This is a genomic window from Kocuria sp. HSID17590 (assembly GCF_003989485.1).
Taxonomy (GTDB): domain Bacteria; phylum Actinomycetota; class Actinomycetes; order Actinomycetales; family Micrococcaceae; genus Kocuria; species Kocuria salsicia.
In genome coordinates this window covers 1-16,808 of sequence record NZ_RBMB01000027.1, presented here as the reverse complement: position 1 = coordinate 16,808, position 16,808 = coordinate 1, and the positions used below count along the sequence as shown (strand labels likewise).

Genomic DNA, 16,808 nt, shown 5'->3' with positions numbered 1-16,808 from the left:
GACGCGGCCGAACTGAGGAGGATCGCGTGAGCGAGGGTCACATCTCTCCCACCGTGCGACCCGGGCAGGTGTACGCCGGCGTGGTCATCCGCCTGCCCGAGCCCCTGGGCAGGGAGCTGCAGGACTGGCGGGCATCCTTCGGGGACACCCAGGCCGGCACCGTTCCCGCCCACATCACCCTGATGATCTCCACCCGCGGCAAGGACTGGGACGAGCTCGTGGCCCACGTCCGGGACGTGGTCTCCGGGTGGGAGCCCTTCCACGTGGAGATCGACGGCACCGGCACGTTCCGCCCGCTGACACCCGTGGTCTACCTGCGCATCGGGCGCGGTTTCGAGGAGTGCGTCCGGCTGCACCGCGAGCTCCACGGGGACACGATGCGCTCCGCGTCCCCCTTCGACTTCCACCCCCACGTGACGCTGGCGCACGGCACCACGGAGGACGACCTGAACCGCGCACAGGCCATGCTGCGCACCTACCGCGCGGGGTTCATGGTGGACCACATCGACCTCTACGAGGCGGACGAGCACGGGGCCTGGCACGTCCGCGACAAGGTCCCCTTCGGTGCGAAAGCGGTGGGGCACCGTGACGGCCCCTGAGCCGCCCCCGGTGGTCCCGGCGCTCGTGGACCGGGCCGGCCTGGTGGCGGAACACCACAGGCTGCGGGCCGTCCGGCGGGACCTGGCCTCCCGCCACGCACCGGCACCACGGCGCCTGGGGGCCTTCTTTGCGTGGCTCTTCGCCCGCTTCATGGCCTTCTACCCCGTGCGGCTGGTCTCGCACTACATGTTCCACGGCGGCCCGCTCATGGCGGCCGGGCTCGCGTACCAGCTGCTCTTCGCCTCCACGTCCCTGCTCGTGATCTTCTTCGCCGGGCTCGCCACATTCCTGGGAACCGACTCGCCGCTGCAGCAGACGCTGGTGGAGGGGCTGATCCGCAACATTCCCGGCCTGCTGGACACCGGCGACGGCCGCGGCGGAGTGATCCCCCTGACCCTGCTCGAGAACACGGGGCCCTTCACTGTGGCGTCCACGGTGGCCGTGGCGGTGCTGCTGTTCACCGCGTGGCGCTGGGTGGCCGGGGTGCGCCTTGCCACCCGCCGGATGTTCGAGCTCCCGCCGGCCCCTGGGGTCCCGCTCGCGGCCGTGCCCCGGGACCTCGCGTGGCTCGTGGTGATCGGCGTCCTGCTGCTCGCCTCCGCCACTGTGAGCGTCTTCGCCTCCGGTGCGGTGGACGGTGTGATCCGCTGGCTCGGCAGCATCGGTCTCACACGGGTGCAGCCCCTGCTGGACGGCGGGGGAAAGTCCGCGATCATCTTCGGTGTGGGCCTGCTCGTGGACGTGCTCATGAGCCTCTCGCTCGTGCGGGGCGTGGCGCAGCTGGCACTGCACCGCAGGGCGCTGCTCGTCACGGTGATCGTGGGTGCCGTCGGCTCTCAAGCGTTGCGCTACGGCGGCAGCGAGATCATCGGGCGCGTGGGACAGAACCCGTACGTGCTCTCGGCCGCCGTGCTCGTGGGCGTGCTGCTGTGGTTCAACCTCTACGGGCAGATCCTGCTCTTCGCGGCCGCCGCCGGTGCGGTGGTGCAGGCGGACATCCGCGGGGCGCGTGCCCAGCCCGAGCGCGAAGACCGCGCCGTCACGGTCGTCGCCGCCGCCTCCCTGCCGAACGCGGCCCGGGGCAGGGGCATGGAACCCGCCGTGCGCTTCGACAGCCCCAGCGCCGGCAGCAGCGCGGTCCGCGCCGGTTCCCACACGGTGTCCGCTGACGACGACGCGGTCTCCTAGGACAACGCGATCTGCAACGCCGCGACGCCCCGCGACCGGTAGCCGCGCTCACCACGACGGCGGCGGCGTCGTGCGCGAGATGTGAAACGGCCCCGGACTCGACGAGAAGTTCCGGGGCCGCTCAGGCACTGCGGGGCGTCACAGGGCGGAGGCGAAGACCGCCTTCTTGACCTCGGCGATGGCCTTGGTCACCTGGATGCCGCGGGGGCAGGCCTCGGTGCAGTTGAAGGTGGTGCGGCAGCGCCACACACCCTCCTTGTCGTTGAGGATCTCCAGGCGCATGTCACCCGCCTGGTCACGCGAGTCGAAGATGAACCGGTGCGCGTTCACAATCGCGGCGGGGCCGAAGTACTGGCCGTCCGTCCAGAACACGGGGCACGAGGACGTGCACGCCGCGCACAGGATGCACTTGGTGGTGTCGTCGAAGCGCGCACGGTCCTCCTGGGACTGGTACCGCTCCCCAGTGGGAGTGTGGTCCTCGTTCACCAGGAAGGGCATGATCTCGCGGTAGGACTGGAAGAACGGCTCCATGTCCACGATCAGGTCCTTCTCGCACGGCAGGCCCTTGATGGGCTCCACCGTGATGGGCTTGGACAGGTCCAGGTCCTTGAGCAGGGTCTTGCACGCGAGACGGTTGCGGCCGTTGATGCGCATGGCGTCCGAACCGCACACGCCGTGCGCGCACGAGCGGCGGAAGGACAGCGAGCCGTCCAGCTCCCACTTGACCTTGTGCAGGGCGTCCAGCACACGGTCCGTGCCGTACATGGTCAGTGGCCACTCGTCCCAGTGCGCCTCGGAGTCGAACTCGGGGTTGTAGCGGCGCACCTTGAGCACGATGTCGTACGTGGGGATGGCCTCTTCGCCCTCGGCAGCGGGCTGCTGAGCGTCCTTGTTCTGGTTCTCGGTGACTGCAGTGGACATCAGTACTTACGCTCCATCGGCTCGTAGCGGGTCATGATCACCGGCTTGGTCTCCTGCCGGATCCCCGCGGTGGGGGAGGAGGGGTCCTCGTAGACCATCGAGTGGACCATGAAGTTCTCGTCGTCCCGGTTCGGGAAGTCCTCGCGGAAGTGGCCGCCGCGGGACTCGTCACGGTGCAGGGCCGCCACGGACATCACCTTGGCGAGCTCGAGCAGGAAGCCCAGCTCCACGGCCTCGAGCAGGTCCAGGTTGAAGCGCTTGCCCTGGTCCTGGATCGAGATGCTGGCGTAGCGCTCCTCGAGGGCCGCGATGTCGTCCAGGGCCTTCTGGATGGTCTCCGCGGTGCGGAACACCTGCATGTTGAGGTCCATGGTGTCCTGCAGGTCCTTGCGGATCGCGGCCACCTTCTCGTTGCCGTGCGGGCTGCGCGCGTTGTCGAGCAGCGCCTCGGTGCGCTTGGTGGCGTCGTCCGGGACGGGCAGGAACTCGGCATCGCGGGCGTACTCGGCAGCGAAGGTGCCGGCGCGCTTGCCGAACACGTTGATGTCCAACAGGGAGTTGGTGCCCAGGCGGTTGGAGCCGTGCACAGACACGCAGGCCACCTCACCAGCCGCGTACAGGCCCGGAACGGTGGTCTCGGAGTCCTGGAAGACCTCGCCCTTGATGTCCGTGGGGATCCCGCCCATGCAGTAGTGGGCGGTCGGGAACACGGGGACGGGCTCCGTGTAGGGCTCCACGCCCAGGTAGGTGCGGGCGAACTCCGTGATGTCCGGCAGCTTGGCGTCGATGTGCGCCGGCTCCAGGTGCGTGAGGTCCAGCAGCACGTAGTCCTTGTTGGGGCCGCAGCCGCGGCCCTCGCGCACCTCGTTGGCCATGGAGCGCGCCACGATGTCCCGGGGGGCGAGATCCTTGATGGTCGGGGCGTAGCGCTCCATGAAGCGCTCGCCGTCCGCGTTGCGCAGGATGCCGCCCTCACCGCGGGCCGCCTCGGAGACGAGGATGCCGAGCCCAGCGAGGCCCGTGGGGTGGAACTGCACGAACTCCATGTCTTCCAGCGGCAGGCCGTTGCGGAACGCGATCGCCATGCCGTCACCCGTGAGGGTGTGGGCATTGGAGGTGGTCTTGAAGACCTTGCCGGCACCGCCGGAGGCGAAGACCACGGACTTGGCCTGGAACACGTGCAGCTCGCCGGTCGCGAGTTCGTAGGAGACCACGCCTGCGGGGCGGCGGCCCTCCGGGGTGTCCACCATGATCAGGTCCAGGACGTAGAACTCGTTGTAGAACTCCACGTTGTGCTTGATGCACGTCTGGTACAGGGTCTGCAGGATCATGTGGCCCGTGCGGTCCGCGGCGTAGCAGGCGCGGCGCACCGGGGACTTGCCGTGGTCACGGGTGTGCCCGCCGAAACGGCGCTGGTCGATCTTGCCCTCGGGGGTACGGTTGAAGGGCAGTCCCATGTGCTCCAGGTCCAGCACCGCGTCGATGGCTTCCTTGGCCATGACCTCCGCGGCGTCCTGGTCCACCAGGTAGTCGCCACCCTTGACGGTGTCGAACGTGTGCCACTCCCAGTTGTCTTCCTCGACGTTGGCGAGGGCGGCGCACATGCCGCCCTGAGCGGCACCCGTGTGGGAACGGGTGGGGTAGAGCTTGGTTAGCACGGCAGTGCGCGCTCGCTGACCGGACTCAATGGCGGCACGCATGCCGGCGCCACCGGCGCCGACGATTACCACATCGTACTTGTGAACCTGCATACCAGATGTTCTTTCTACGTGGGTGAGGGTGAGAAGTGCGGGGCCCGGCACCGGGCCGGGACGACCGTGACCGGTGGCCCCGCGAGGGGCGCCACCGGTCACCGGGTCACTGTGCGGGGCAGAAGGAGGCCAGCAGGGACGGGTTCGCACCGGCGGGGCACGGCTCGAAGGTGAAGATCACCATGGTGCCCAGAAGGATCACGAACGCGGAGGCCACGAAGAGCAGCACCTTGAGCCAGAAGCGCGTGGTGCTGCGCCCGGCGTAGTCGTCGATGATCGTGCGGATGCCGTTGGTGCCGTGCAGCATGGCGAGCCACAGCAGCAGGAGGTCCCACACCTGCCAGAACGGGTTGGCCCACTTGCCGCCCACGAAGCCGAAGTCGATGGCGTGGACGCCCTCGCCGACCATGAGGTTGACAAAGAGGTGGCCGAAGACGAGGACGACGAGCACGACGCCGGACATGCGCATGAACAGCCATGCGAACATCTCAAAGCTGCTGCGGGAGGAGCTGGCGCGGTTGTACTTCACGCCGTCGACCTCGAGGTCCCGGCTGCGAGGGACCTGGATCTTGGTCTTGAGAGGAGTGCTCACGGTATCAACCCCCGAAAACGTGCGACAGGTGACGGATAAGGAACGGGATCATCACGATGACCCACAGGGCGATGACGCCCCAGAGCAGGCCCTTCTGGTTCTTGGTCCCGCCCTTCCAGAAGTCGATCAGGATGATGCGCAGGCCGTTGAAGGCGTGGTACACGATGGCGGCCACAAGGCCCGCCTCGCCCAGACCCATTACGGGGTTCTTGTACGTGGCCATCACTGCGTTGTAGGCCTCGGGGGAGACACGCACGAGGGCGGTGTCGAGGACGTGGACCAACAAGAAGAAGAAGATGGCCACGCCGGTGATTCGGTGGGCAACCCAGGACCACATGCCGTACTGGCCGCGGTAAAGGGTGCCCCTGGATGAGTTCGCCACGGAATGTCCTCCCTGTGTCGCTCGTCGTCGTGCGCACTGAAAGTGGTGGAAGCGGCAGCGTTCTCGCGCTCGCGCTCGTGCACGGCGACGGCGGAGCCCTGGCTGGCTCTGTCATGGATGATGCGGTAGTTCTCAGCAAAGATACCAGCCCCGCGCACGGTGACTGACAACGTGTCTGCAAGCGTGACCCGCGCCGTGACGGGGAATTACGGCACTCGGACGTGTCCGAATCGGGATCGAGCAGGGGTTCCCGCGACTGGCTGCCGGGCCACCCTCCCGGGGCGTCACACAGCCGGGTTCCGGTGCTGCTGAGGGGGCGGCCCGTACACTGTCGGTCGTGACTTCGCCATTGCAACGATTCCATCCGTTCATCCCCGCGGGCGGGGTGGGCTCTCGGCTGTGGCCGCTCTCCCGAGCGGACGCGCCCAAGTTCCTGCTGGACCTCACCGGTTCCGGCTCGTCGCTGCTGCGCGCCACCTACGACCGGCTCGAGGGCCTGTCCGCCGGCCCGCTGATGGTGGTCACCGGACGCTCGCACGCGGGGGCGGTGCAGGAGCAGCTCCCGGAGCTCTCCGCCACCGACCTCGTGCTCGAGCCCTCCCCCAAGGACTCCGCCGCGGCGATCGGCCTGGCGTGCACGCTCATCGAGCGGCGGGACCCCACCGCGATCATCGGCTCGTTCGCCGCGGACCACGTGGTGGAGCCCGCGCAGGCCTTCCAGGACGTGGTGCGCGAGGCCATCCAGGCCGCGGACACGGGGCGGATCGTGACGATCGGCATCACGCCGTCGTCCCCTGCCACCGGGTTCGGCTACATCAAGGCGGGGCGCTCCCTGGGCCTCGAGCAGGCCCCCCACGCGCTCACGGTCGAGCAGTTCGTGGAGAAGCCGGACGAGGAGACCGCCCGGCAGTACGTGGCCAGCGGGCGCTACACGTGGAACGCGGGGATGTTCGTCGCGCCCGTGGGACTGATGCTGGACTACCTGCGGCGCAGCGAGCCGGAGCTCGCGAAGGGCCTGGACCGGATAGCGGACGCGTGGGAGACCACCGAGCGCGACGCCGTCGTGGACGAGGTGTGGCCCACCCTCACCAAGACCGCGATCGACTACGCGGTGGCCGAGCCCGCCGCGGCGGCCGGGGACGTGGCCATGGTCCCCGGCGACTTCACGTGGGAGGACGTGGGGGACTTCGCGGCGATCAACCGGCTGAACAAGGTGGACCCGCAGACGGACTCCCAGGTCTCGATCCTGGGCAGCAACAAGCGAGTGCTCGCGGACGAGTCCTCCGGCATCGTCGTCTCGGACACCGCCCGGCTGATCGCGCTGATCGGGGTGGACGACATCGTGGTCGTGGACACCCCCGACGCCCTGCTGGTCACCACGGCTGAGCACGCCCAGCGCGTGAAGAACGCGGTGGACTCCCTCAAGCGCAACGGGGACACGGACGTCCTGTGACCCGTTCCCCACGGCGCGGGGCGTGGCGGCGCGTGCGGTAGAGCCCCGGCGGTAACCTGAGAGCCATGTTGGATCTGCCACTGCCGAACGCCGACGACATCGGCCAGCCTCCCGCCATCGGACCCTTGCTCTCGCACTACTTCCCGGACCTGGTCCGCTTCCGCCGCGACATCCACCGGCACCCGGAGCTGTCCTACGAGGAGTACCGCACCACGGAGCGGATCGTCCACGCGCTGGAGGCCTCGGGGCTGCGCCCTGTGCGCTTCGAGCGCACGGGGTGCTACGTGGACATCGGCCGTGGTCCGGTCATGGTGGGGCTGCGGGCGGACATCGACGCCCTGCCCATCCTCGAGGAGACGGGGCTGGACTACGCCTCGATCAACGAGGGCGTGATGCACGCGTGCGGCCACGACATCCACACCACGGTGATGCTCGGCGTCGCCCGTGTGCTCGCGGACCTGCACCGCTCCTCGCCGTTCGCCGGCACCGTCCGCGTGGTCTTCCAGCCCGCGGAGGAGAAGCTGCCCGGCGGTGCGCTGAGCATCATCAAGCAGAACGTGCTGGCCGGGGTGCCGCGGATGTTCGCGCTGCACTGCGAGCCCAAGGTGGACGTGGGCAGCGTGGGCACCCGGATCGGCGCCATTACCTCGGCCTCCGACACCATCCGGATCGAGCTCTCCGGGCGCGGCGGGCACACCTCCCGCCCGCACCTGACCGAAGACCTCGTCTACGCGATGAGCCAGATCGCGATCGACGTGCCGGCCGTCCTCTCGCGCCGTGTGGACGTGCGCTCCGGGGTGGCGGTGGTGTGGGGGCAGATCCACGCCGGCGTGGCGCCCAACGCGATCCCCATGAGCGGCTTCATGGCCGGGACCATGCGCTGCCTGGACGCGGACGCGTGGTACCGGGCGGGCAAGATGCTGGACGAGGTCGTGGGACAGGTGGCCGCGCCCTACGGGGTGAACGTGGACCTCGAGCACATCCGTGGCGTCCCACCGGTGGTCAACGGGGAGACCGAGACCACCCTGCTGGAGATCTCGGCCCGCGCCGAGCTGGGGGAGGAGAGCATCCTGCTGGTCGAGCAGTCCATGGGCGGGGAGGACTTCGCCTGGTTCCTGCAGCACGTGCCGGGCGCCATGATGCGCCTGGGCACGCGCGAGCCGGGTGGGCGCACCTTCGACCTGCACCAGTCCGACTACGCCCCCCAGGAGGAGGCCATCCGCTGCGGCGTCCAGGTCATGGCCTCCACCGCGCTGCGGGCCCTGCGCCTGAGGGTGCGCGAACTCGCGGATGCGACACTGCCGCCGGAGGGCACGGAGGGCGCAGAGGTTTGACACGCCCGGGGTGAGGGCATTCACGGGGTTCTCCGGGGCTACACTGAGCAGACTCACGAGCCGCCTGCGCCGCCCCGCGAGCGCACGGCGTCCCCCAGCCCCACCAACCGGAGGACCCCCATGACCACTCGACGTTTCCGCGCTCTCGGCGCGCTCGGACTGGCCGGGGTCACCGGCCTGGTCCTCGCCGGCTGCGGCTCCGCCCCGGACAGCTCGGGTGGGTCCAGCCAGCAGGCCTCCGACTTCAAGGGCTGCATCGTCTCCGACGACGGCGGGTTCCAGGACCGCTCCTTCAACCAGAGCTCCTACGAGGGCCTCAAGGCAGCTGAGGAGCACAAGGGAATCCAGGTCAGCCAGGCGGAGTCCCAGTCCGAGACGGAGTTCGAGCCCAATCTCACCTCCATGACGCAGCAGGGCTGCAACCTGACGGTCTCCGTGGGCTTCCTGCTCGCGGACACCACCAAGAAGGTTGCCGCCGCGAACCCGGACAAGCACTTCGCAATCGTGGACGACAACTCGATCACGGCGGACAACGTCAAGCCCATCGTCTACAACTCCGCCGAGGCCGCGTTCCTGGCCGGGTACCTGGCCGCGGGGACCACGCAGACCGGCAAGGTGGCCACGTACGGGGGCATGGACATCCCCACCGTGACTGTGTTCATGGACGGCTTCGCGGACGGCGTGAAGTACTACAACGAGAAGAACAAGAAGGACGTCAAGGTCCTGGGCTGGAACAAGGACTCGCAGAACGGCACGTTCCTGAGCTCCTTCCAGGACTCGTCCAAGGCGAAGACCGTCACTCAGAACCTCATCGGGGACGGCGCGGACGTGGTGCTGCCCGTGGCCGGACAGGCTGCGCAGGGAACGGTGGACGCGGTGTCCGAGGCGAACAAGGGCGGCGACGAGGTGCGCCTGATCTGGCCGGACACCGACGGCTACGAGTCCCTGGATTCCGGCAAGGAGTACGTGCTGACTTCGGTGCTCAAGGAGATGTCGAAGTCTGTGGAGGAGGTCGTGACGCAGGCGGCGGACGGCACCTTTGACCACACCCAGTACGTGGGCACGCTGGAGAACGGCGGCGTGGGCCTGGCTCCCTACCACGACCAGGAGGACGCGGTGGGCGAGGACCTCGACAAGCAGGTCCAGCAGCTGAAGCAGGACGTCATCGACGGCAAGGTCACGGTCGAGTCCAAGAGCGCGCCGAAGTCCTGACCGATCACTCCCGGCAGGAGCCGACACGTGCAGCTGACACTGAACGAGGTCACCAAGAAGTTCGGTGACTTCACCGCCAACGACCGGGTGAGCCTCACGGTGGAACCCCACCAGATCCACTGCCTTCTCGGTGAGAACGGCGCGGGCAAGTCCACCCTCATGAACGTCCTCTACGGGCTGTACGAGCCCACGTCCGGGGCCGTCGAGATCGACGGCGAACCCGTCCGCTTCAGCGGCCCCGGGGATGCCATGGCGGCTGGGATCGGCATGGTGCACCAGCACTTCATGCTGGTCCCGGTGTTCACCGTGGCCGAGAACGTGGCGCTGGGCCACGAGAGCACCCGCGGGGCGTCCCTGGACCTGGAGAGCACACGGGCCAGGATCCGGGAGATCTCCGAGCGCTACGGCTTCGCGGTGGACCCCGATGCCGTGGTGGAGGACTTGCCGGTGGGTGTCCAGCAACGCGTGGAGATCATCAAAGCGCTGGTGCGCGACGCCGAGGTGCTGATCCTGGACGAGCCCACCGCCGTGCTGACCCCGCGCGAGACGGACGAGCTGCTCGAGATCATGCGCCAGCTGCGGGAGAGCGGCACCTCGATCGTCTTCATCTCCCACAAGCTGCGGGAGGTGCGCGCCGTCTCGGACGTGATCACCGTGATCCGTCGCGGCCGCGTGGTCGCGCAGGTGGGCCCGGAGACCTCCACGGACGAGCTCGCCGCCCTGATGGTGGGCCGGGACGTCAGCCTGACCGTGGCCAAGAAGCCCGCCCGGGGCGGCGGCGCCGCACTGGAGGTGCGCGGCCTCACCGTGGTGGGGGACAACGGCGTCGTGCTGCTGGACGGTGTGGACCTCGACGTAGCACCCGGCGAGATCCTGGCGGTGGCCGGCGTGCAGGGCAACGGGCAGACCGAGCTGACGCAGGCGCTCGTGGGTCTCGAGGAGCGGGTGAGCGGTTCAGCGCGGCTGGAGGGAAGGGAGCTCGTGGGGCTCGGCACACGGGAGGTGCTCGGGTTCGGCGTGGGCTTCGTGCCGGAGGACCGGTCCACGGACGGTCTCGTGGGGACCTTCTCCGTGGCCGAGAACCTCGTGCTCGACAGGTACCGGGACCGGGAGTTCTCCCGGGGTCCGTCCCTGCGTCTCGGAGCGATCACGGATCACGCCGGCGCACAGGTGGCCGAGTACGACATCCGCACCGGCTCGGTTGACTCCGCAGTGGCCACGCTGTCCGGGGGCAACCAGCAGAAGGTGGTCATCGCCCGCGAGCTCGGGCGCCCGCTCAGTCTGTTCGTGGCCTCCCAGCCCACCCGTGGCGTGGACGTGGGTTCGATCGAGTTCATCCACCGCCGGATCGTGGCCGAGCGCGACACCGGCACCGCCGTGCTGATCGTGTCCACCGAGCTGGACGAGGTCTACGCCCTCGCAGACCGGATCGCCGTCCTCTTCCACGGCCGTCTCATGGGCATCGTGGGCCCGGACACCCCGCGCGAGGCACTGGGCCGGATGATGGCGGGCGAGCCCGCGGTGGCGGTGGTGCCGCCCGTGCCATGGGATTACTCGCAGCAGCCCTCGCCGAGCGAGCAGGACAACGGCGCGGTTGTCCGCAGTGCCGACGCCGCGCGACCCAGATCCGCGGCGACCGACCGACCCGAGGGGAACCCCACCGCATGAGCGCCTCCACCGCACCGGCACCCACGGAGCAGGTCTCCGCGCCACCACCTACCGAGCTCTCCGCGGACGGGCAGCGCAGGACGCTGCTGGGCTCCACGGTGCAGTCCGTGCTCGCCGTGGTCACCGCCCTGCTGCTGGGCGGGCTGCTGGTCGCCGTCACGGACGAGAAGGTCCGCCACACCGCCGGGTACTTCTTTGCCCGCCCGGGGGACACGTTCGCCGCGATGTGGCGAGCGGCGTCCAGCGCGTACGTGGCGATGTTCCACGGGGCCGTCTACAACCCGTCCGGCGCGGGACTCTCGGGAAAGCTCTACCCCCTCACCGAGACCCTGACCGTGGCCACACCCCTGATCCTTGCGGGCCTGGGCGTGGCACTCGCGTTCCGGGCGGGGCTGTTCAACATCGGTGCCCAGGGACAGATCCTCGTGGGGGCCACCCTCGCGGCCTGGGTCGGGTTCTCGTGGCACCTGCCCGCCGGCGTGCACCTGCTGGCCGTGCTCGCTGCGGGCGCGCTGGGCGGCGCGGTGTGGGGAGGCATCGTCGGCCTCCTCAAGGCCAGGACCGGCGCGCACGAGGTCATCCTCACCATCATGCTCAACTACGTGGCACTGAACCTGGTCGCGTGGCTGCTCACGCTGCCGGGCTTCCAGCGCGAGGGCTCCTCGAACCCCATCAGCCCGGCCGTCGACGAGAATGCGATGTTCCCCAAGCTGCTGGGGGAGCACTTTCGGCTGCACTGGGGCTTCGTGGTGGCCGTGCTCGCCACGGTGGCCGTCGCATGGCTGCTCAACCGCTCCACGGTGGGTTTTGAGCTGCGCGCGGTAGGAGCCAACCCGCGCGCCGCGCGGACCGCGGGGATCTCGGTGACGCGCGGCTTCGTCGTCGTGATGCTGCTCGCCGGAATGCTCGCCGGACTCGCGGGCACGGCCCAGATCTCCGGGACCGAGCACTCGCTGACCTCCGGGGTCGCGGCGTCCTTCGGCTTCGACGCCATCACCGTGGCGCTGCTCGGACGCTCCACGCCGTGGGGCACGTTCTTCGCAGGCATCCTCTACGGGGCGTTCCGCGCCGGAGGCGTGACCATGCAGTCGATGACGGGCACGAACATCGACATCGTGCTCGTCGTGCAGTCCCTCATCGTGCTGTTCGTGGCACTGCCGCCGCTGCTCACGCTCGCCACCCGCCGTCGCCGCACCCAGGAGGTCGCCGCGTGAGCACCGCCACCACCCCGGCTCCTGGAGCCCAGGGCCAGGGGTCCGTTCCCGAGACCGAGCTCGCCACGTCCGCGGCCAACCGCGCCGTGGGCGTGCGGACCCTGCGGCCCGCTCTCGGCCTGGGCGTCCTCGCTCTCCTCGCCCTGCTGGTCTTCGCACTGGGCGCCTCCGGGCAGGCGGTGCAGTTCCGCCTCTCCGAGGACGACGACGCCGTCCGGCTGCCCGACCTCACCGTGCCCTCCGCGCCCTGGGGATGGTTCGTGGCCGTCGCGCTCGCGGCGCTCGCGGTCTGGGCCGCCGTCCGGGCCCGGAAACTGCCACGCTGGGCTGCCGTGCTGGCAGGGTTCCTGTTCGTGACCGGCTTCCTCGTGTGGGTCGTGGCCACCGCGCGCACCCCCAGCCTCTCGGTGACCGCGCTGCTCGCCGGTTCGGTGGCACTCGCCACCCCGCTGGTCTTCGGGTCCCTGGGCGGGCTGCTGTGCGAGCGCTCCGGCGTGGTGAACATCGCAATCGAGGCGCAGCTGCTGTTCGGCGCGTTCGCCGCGGCGGTTGCGGGCACCCTGGCCGGGAGCGCGTGGGTGGGCCTGCTCGCGGCGGTGCTCGGCTCCGTGCTGGTCTCCGCCGTGCTGGCACTGTTCGCGATCCGCTTCCGGGTGAACCAGGTGATCGTGGGCGTGGTGCTCAACGTGCTGGTCTCGGGCTTGACCGGCTTCCTTTTCGCCACCGTGCTGGAGCCCAACGCCGCGGTGTTCAACGCTCCCGAGCGGCTGCCACTCGTGCGGATCCCGCTGCTCGCAGAGATCCCCGTGATCGGCCCGGTGCTCTTTGACCAGTCGGTGATCGGCTACCTCATGTACCTCGCGGTGGCCGTGGTGTGGTTTGCGCTCTACCGCACCCGCTGGGGGCTGCGCACCCGCGCCGTGGGGGAGCACCCCAAGGCCGCGGACACCCTGGGCGTGTCCGTCAACGCGCTGCGCGTGCGCAACGTGCTGCTGGGCGGCGCGGTGGCAGGCATCGGCGGCGCGTTCTACACGCTCGTCTCGGTCTCGGCGTTCACCCGGGACATGACCGCCGGTGCGGGGTACATCGCCCTGGCGGCACTGATTTTTGGGCGCTGGAACCCCGTGGGTGCGCTGCTGGCCTCCCTGCTGTTCGGCTTCGCGTCCAACCTCGAGTCCATGCTCTCGTTCCTCGGGACGCCGGTCCCCAGCCAGTTCCTGGCCATGCTGCCGTACGTGGTCACGATCCTCGCCGTGGCCGGGCTCGTGGGCCGCTCGCGCGGTCCCGCGGCCTCCGGGGAGCCCTACACCAAGGAATGACGACGCCGCCCGCCTGGGGCGGCCAGGAGACAGGAGCACCCATGCAGGACGCACACACCCACGCCCCCGTGGATGAGACCACGTGGCAGGAGCTGCAGCGAGCGGCCACGGAGGCCCTCGCCCACTCCTACTCGCCCTACTCGAACTTCCCCGTGGGGGCGGCAGCGCTCGTCTCCGACGGGCGGGTGGTGACCGGGGCCAACATCGAGAACGCCTCCTACGGCGTGACCCTGTGCGCCGAGTGCTCGCTGGTGAGCGCGCTGCACATGTCCGGGGGCGGGTCCCTCGTGGCGTTCGTGTGCGTGGACGGCAACGGTGACGTCCTGATGCCGTGCGGGCGCTGCCGCCAGCTGCTCTACGAGCACCGCGCCCAGGACATGCAGCTGCTCACCGTCAGCGGTGTCCGCTCCATGGACGAGGTGCTGCCGGACGCGTTCGGGCCGCAGAACCTCTGAGATTCCTGCCGGACCGGCACCGTCCCCTGCCCCGCCCGTCTCCTCGGGCCATGAGCTCAGGGCTGCGCGAGCAGGATGGACGCGGGGACGCGGCAGACGGGGCTTCGGCGCAGGTCACGGCGGTGCGCGCGGGGACTCCCGACGTCACGGGTCCAGGCTCCGCCAGGGACGCCCCGCATATACTTTGGACGAGAAACCACGCCAGGCTCTGAAGGGAAACGATCACGTGGGTTTGAGAGATTTGTTCCGCAGCAACAAGAACACCAGCCCGGCGCCGCAGCCGTCGCCCGGCCCGCGGCCTGACGCTCCCGCGGCGGAGCGCCCTGCGCAGCCGAACGCAGCCGAGGCGTCCGCGCACCAGGAGAGCGCCCGGCGTCGGCCCGAGACCCAGGCGGCGCCCCTGCCCGAGAGCGGTGCGCTGCACAACCTCGTGGAGCTGCTGCTCTCCCGCGGCGCGGACCGTGCGCGGCTCACGCTCGTGCAGTCCGGCAACATCATGACGCACCAGACGCGGCAGGCCGTGGGCGAGGCGCAGGACGAGGTGGAGAACGGCACGGTGGACCAGGGTTCCCCGCTGTTCGACGACGTCGCGGACCTCTACACCCAGGCCATGAGCACCCCCGTGGGCCCGTGGCGCCAGCTGGACATCGCCGCGGCCGCCCCGCACGAGGGGCGGCGTGAGATCACCGTGTCCTACGACTTCCCCAACGGCGAGTCCCGCGTGGAGCACTACAGCCACGGTGCCGTCGGCCACGGTGCAGTCACGGGCGTCGGCGCGGCCGCAGCCGCGCACGGTGCCGCGGCAGACCAGGCCTCCCGGGGCGGCGGCGCCGAGGACTCCACCGACGGCCTCCCCGAGGACGCCCGGCACGACGTCGCATCCACGGACCGTGCCGGCGGCGCCGGTTCCGCGACGCAGGGCGAGACCGAGCTCGGCGGCCAGGACGACGCCGTGCGCGTGGTCGACAACGGTGTGGCCCAGCCCGCCGAGGACGGCGACGTCGTGGCGGCCGGCGAGCACCCGGCACCGCTGGTCACGGACGCCCCAGCCGCGCAGGAGACCACGGCAGGGGACTCCCTGGCCGAGGACGCCGCGACCACGGACACCGCCCGCGCCGAAGGCCTCGACGCCCAGGACGGCCGGGACGCCGAGGACGTGGCGCCCGGGACCGGCGTGGCGGACGAGGACCCGTTCACCGCTCCCGTCGAGGACGCCCAGGACGAGGTGGTCACGGACGGGACCGCCCAGACGCTGACCAGCGCCGAGGGGGAGGAGCTCACCGAGCAGAACCTCTCCGGCCAGGACCTCCCCGAACAGAACGTCTCCGAGCGGGGCGTGGCACTGGACGAGCAGGAGCTCCCGGCCGCGGCCACGGCCGCTCCGGAGGAGAGCCCCGCGACCGGTTCCGAGGACCTGCCCGCCCACGTGGACGAGTCGGCGTTCGGCACCGAGACGAGCGACCCGCTGGTCCCGGGTGCTGCGACCGACGCGGACGAGGACCCCGAAGGCGCGCCCCAGCTCGCGGCCGCCACGGACGTGTCCCCGTCCTACCGGGGCTCGCAGGAGCAGGGCGTGGACATGTCCGCGCTGGCCCCGGGCAACCTCACCCTCACCACCGGTGACGTGCTCGCCCGCCTCGCGGAGGCGCAGCGGCACCTCTTCGGCTCGGAGGGCACGGCCCGCGAGGTCTCCACCGTGCTGATCCGCGTGCGCGCGCTCGGCACCTACTACGACGCCCTGACCCACGTGCGCCTCAACGGCTTCTGGGACCAGCGCCCCACGTTCGACCTGGTGCCCGAAGACCTGCTGAAGGTCCAGGAGCTCAAGGACGACTCCTACGTGGAGGGCTCCGGTGCGCCGCTGGCCATGATGTTCCGCTTCCGTCCGGGGCTGCCCCCGGAGGTCACGTTCGACTACTCGGACGAGGAGGCGTTCGTGCGCTACGAGCAGCGGCTGCCGGGCCAGAACTACCTGGAGGAGCTGCGGATGTACCCGCGCACCGGCTCCAACATCCCGCAGCACGTCAACGAGGCGCTGCAGGACTGGAACTACTGAGCATGAGCACACGAGAGTCCCCCGAGGGCCCCGTCCGCACCGCGGGCGGGGCCCTCGGGCCACGTCCCCGCATCTGCCTGCACGACCACCTGGACGGGGGAGTGCGCCCGGCAACGGTCCTCGACCTCGCGCGCGAGGCGGGTCACGAGCTGCCCGCCTCCGACGCCGAGTCCCTGGGCCGCTGGTTCCGTGACAGTGCGAACTCGGGCAGTCTGGTGCGCTACCTGGAGACCTTCGAGCACACGGTGGCGGTGATGCAGACCGCGGACGCCCTGCGACGTGTGGCCCGCGAGTACACGCAGACCTGCGTGGCGGACGGAATCGTCCACGCGGAGGTGCGCTGGGCGCCGGAGCAGCACGTGGCGGGTGGTCTCACCCTCGACGCCGCGGTGGATGCCGTCCAGCAGGGACTGGCCGAGGGAATCGAGCAGGTCCGCGCCGCCGGGGGCCACCTCTCGGTGGTCCAGATCCTGTGCGCCATGCGCCACCTGGAGCGCTCCACCGAGATCGCCGAGCTGGTGGTGCGGCGGGTCCGCGGTGGGGACGCGCTCGCGGGCGGCGCAGCGGGAGCGGCGGCCGAGCAGCTGAGGCCCCAGGACCGGCCGACGACGCCGCCCAGCCCGGTTCCCGGGGAGCCGGAGCCCGGCGCGGTGGTCGCCTTCG

Annotated in this window: 15 protein-coding genes; 11 read left to right on the top strand and 4 right to left on the bottom strand. The window is 70.3% G+C overall.

The features are described 5' to 3' along the window. Window positions 1–26: 26 nt before the first annotated feature. Together D8M39_RS09765 and D8M39_RS09760 are read left to right on the top strand one after the other, a co-directional pair. Window positions 27–599: a 2'-5' RNA ligase family protein gene (locus tag D8M39_RS09765; protein WP_055083486.1), complete on the top strand. Its 573-nt coding sequence runs from the start codon at window positions 27–29 to the stop codon at window positions 597–599. Next, window positions 586–1,788: a YihY/virulence factor BrkB family protein gene (locus D8M39_RS09760; protein WP_126874920.1), complete on the top strand. Its 1,203-nt coding sequence runs from the start codon at window positions 586–588 to the stop codon at window positions 1,786–1,788. The genes D8M39_RS09765 and D8M39_RS09760 overlap by 14 nt, the downstream gene beginning before the upstream one ends. Window positions 1,789–1,926: 138 nt before the next feature. On the opposite strand, the gene D8M39_RS09755 is transcribed toward D8M39_RS09760, so the two are convergent. The 4 genes from D8M39_RS09755 to sdhC all read right to left on the bottom strand — a co-directional run bounded on the left by D8M39_RS09755 (window position 1,927) and on the right by sdhC (window position 5,434). Further along, a complete protein-coding gene (locus tag D8M39_RS09755; RefSeq protein WP_126874919.1) occupies window positions 1,927–2,709 on the bottom strand; it encodes a succinate dehydrogenase iron-sulfur subunit in 783 nt (260 codons plus the stop codon). After that, window positions 2,709–4,460: a succinate dehydrogenase flavoprotein subunit gene (gene sdhA / locus D8M39_RS09750; protein WP_126874918.1), complete on the bottom strand. Its 1,752-nt coding sequence runs from the start codon at window positions 4,458–4,460 to the stop codon at window positions 2,709–2,711. Before sdhA ends, D8M39_RS09755 begins: the two co-directional genes overlap by 1 nt. Before the next feature lie 106 nt (window positions 4,461–4,566). Then, window positions 4,567–5,052 carry a succinate dehydrogenase hydrophobic membrane anchor subunit gene (locus D8M39_RS09745; RefSeq protein WP_126874917.1) on the bottom strand — a complete coding sequence of 162 codons (486 nt, stop codon included), beginning with the start codon at window positions 5,050–5,052 and terminating at the stop codon, window positions 4,567–4,569. 4 nt (window positions 5,053–5,056) lie between these two features. After that, the gene (gene sdhC, locus D8M39_RS09740; protein ID WP_083482375.1) at window positions 5,057–5,434 is read right to left on the bottom strand and encodes a succinate dehydrogenase, cytochrome b556 subunit; all 378 of its coding nucleotides are present in this window, start codon (window positions 5,432–5,434) and stop codon (window positions 5,057–5,059) included. A gap of 337 nt (window positions 5,435–5,771) precedes the next feature. On the opposite strand from sdhC, the gene D8M39_RS09735 reads away from it, so the two are divergent. The 9 genes from D8M39_RS09735 to D8M39_RS09695 all read left to right on the top strand — a co-directional run. Further along, the gene (locus D8M39_RS09735) at window positions 5,772–6,887 is read left to right on the top strand and encodes a mannose-1-phosphate guanylyltransferase (protein WP_055083500.1); all 1,116 of its coding nucleotides are present in this window, start codon (window positions 5,772–5,774) and stop codon (window positions 6,885–6,887) included. A 65-nt stretch (window positions 6,888–6,952) separates the two neighbouring features. Continuing rightward, a complete protein-coding gene (locus tag D8M39_RS09730) occupies window positions 6,953–8,221 on the top strand; it encodes an amidohydrolase (RefSeq protein WP_055083502.1) in 1,269 nt (422 codons plus the stop codon). Between the two features lie 120 nt (window positions 8,222–8,341). Then, window positions 8,342–9,433: a BMP family protein gene (locus D8M39_RS09725; protein ID WP_126874916.1), complete on the top strand. Its 1,092-nt coding sequence runs from the start codon at window positions 8,342–8,344 to the stop codon at window positions 9,431–9,433. 27 nt (window positions 9,434–9,460) lie between these two features. Continuing rightward, window positions 9,461–11,101: an ABC transporter ATP-binding protein gene (locus tag D8M39_RS09720; RefSeq protein ID WP_055083506.1), complete on the top strand. Its 1,641-nt coding sequence runs from the start codon at window positions 9,461–9,463 to the stop codon at window positions 11,099–11,101. Beyond that, on the top strand, window positions 11,098–12,315 hold the full coding sequence (locus D8M39_RS09715) for an ABC transporter permease (protein WP_055083508.1): 1,218 nt from the start codon (window positions 11,098–11,100) through the stop codon (window positions 12,313–12,315). Before D8M39_RS09720 ends, D8M39_RS09715 begins: the two co-directional genes overlap by 4 nt. Further along, window positions 12,312–13,634 (top strand): ABC transporter permease, encoded by a 1,323-nt coding sequence (locus D8M39_RS09710; RefSeq protein ID WP_126874915.1) that lies wholly within the window; start codon window positions 12,312–12,314, stop codon window positions 13,632–13,634. Before D8M39_RS09715 ends, D8M39_RS09710 begins: the two co-directional genes overlap by 4 nt. Before the next feature lie 41 nt (window positions 13,635–13,675). Then, the gene (locus tag D8M39_RS09705) at window positions 13,676–14,089 is read left to right on the top strand and encodes a cytidine deaminase (RefSeq protein ID WP_055083513.1); all 414 of its coding nucleotides are present in this window, start codon (window positions 13,676–13,678) and stop codon (window positions 14,087–14,089) included. Between the two features lie 226 nt (window positions 14,090–14,315). After that, window positions 14,316–16,145: a hypothetical protein gene (locus tag D8M39_RS09700; RefSeq protein WP_161971390.1), complete on the top strand. Its 1,830-nt coding sequence runs from the start codon at window positions 14,316–14,318 to the stop codon at window positions 16,143–16,145. Between the two features lie 2 nt (window positions 16,146–16,147). Then, window positions 16,148–16,808 (top strand): adenosine deaminase (locus D8M39_RS09695; protein WP_371413778.1); only part of this gene is annotated, 661 nt, incomplete at its 3' end.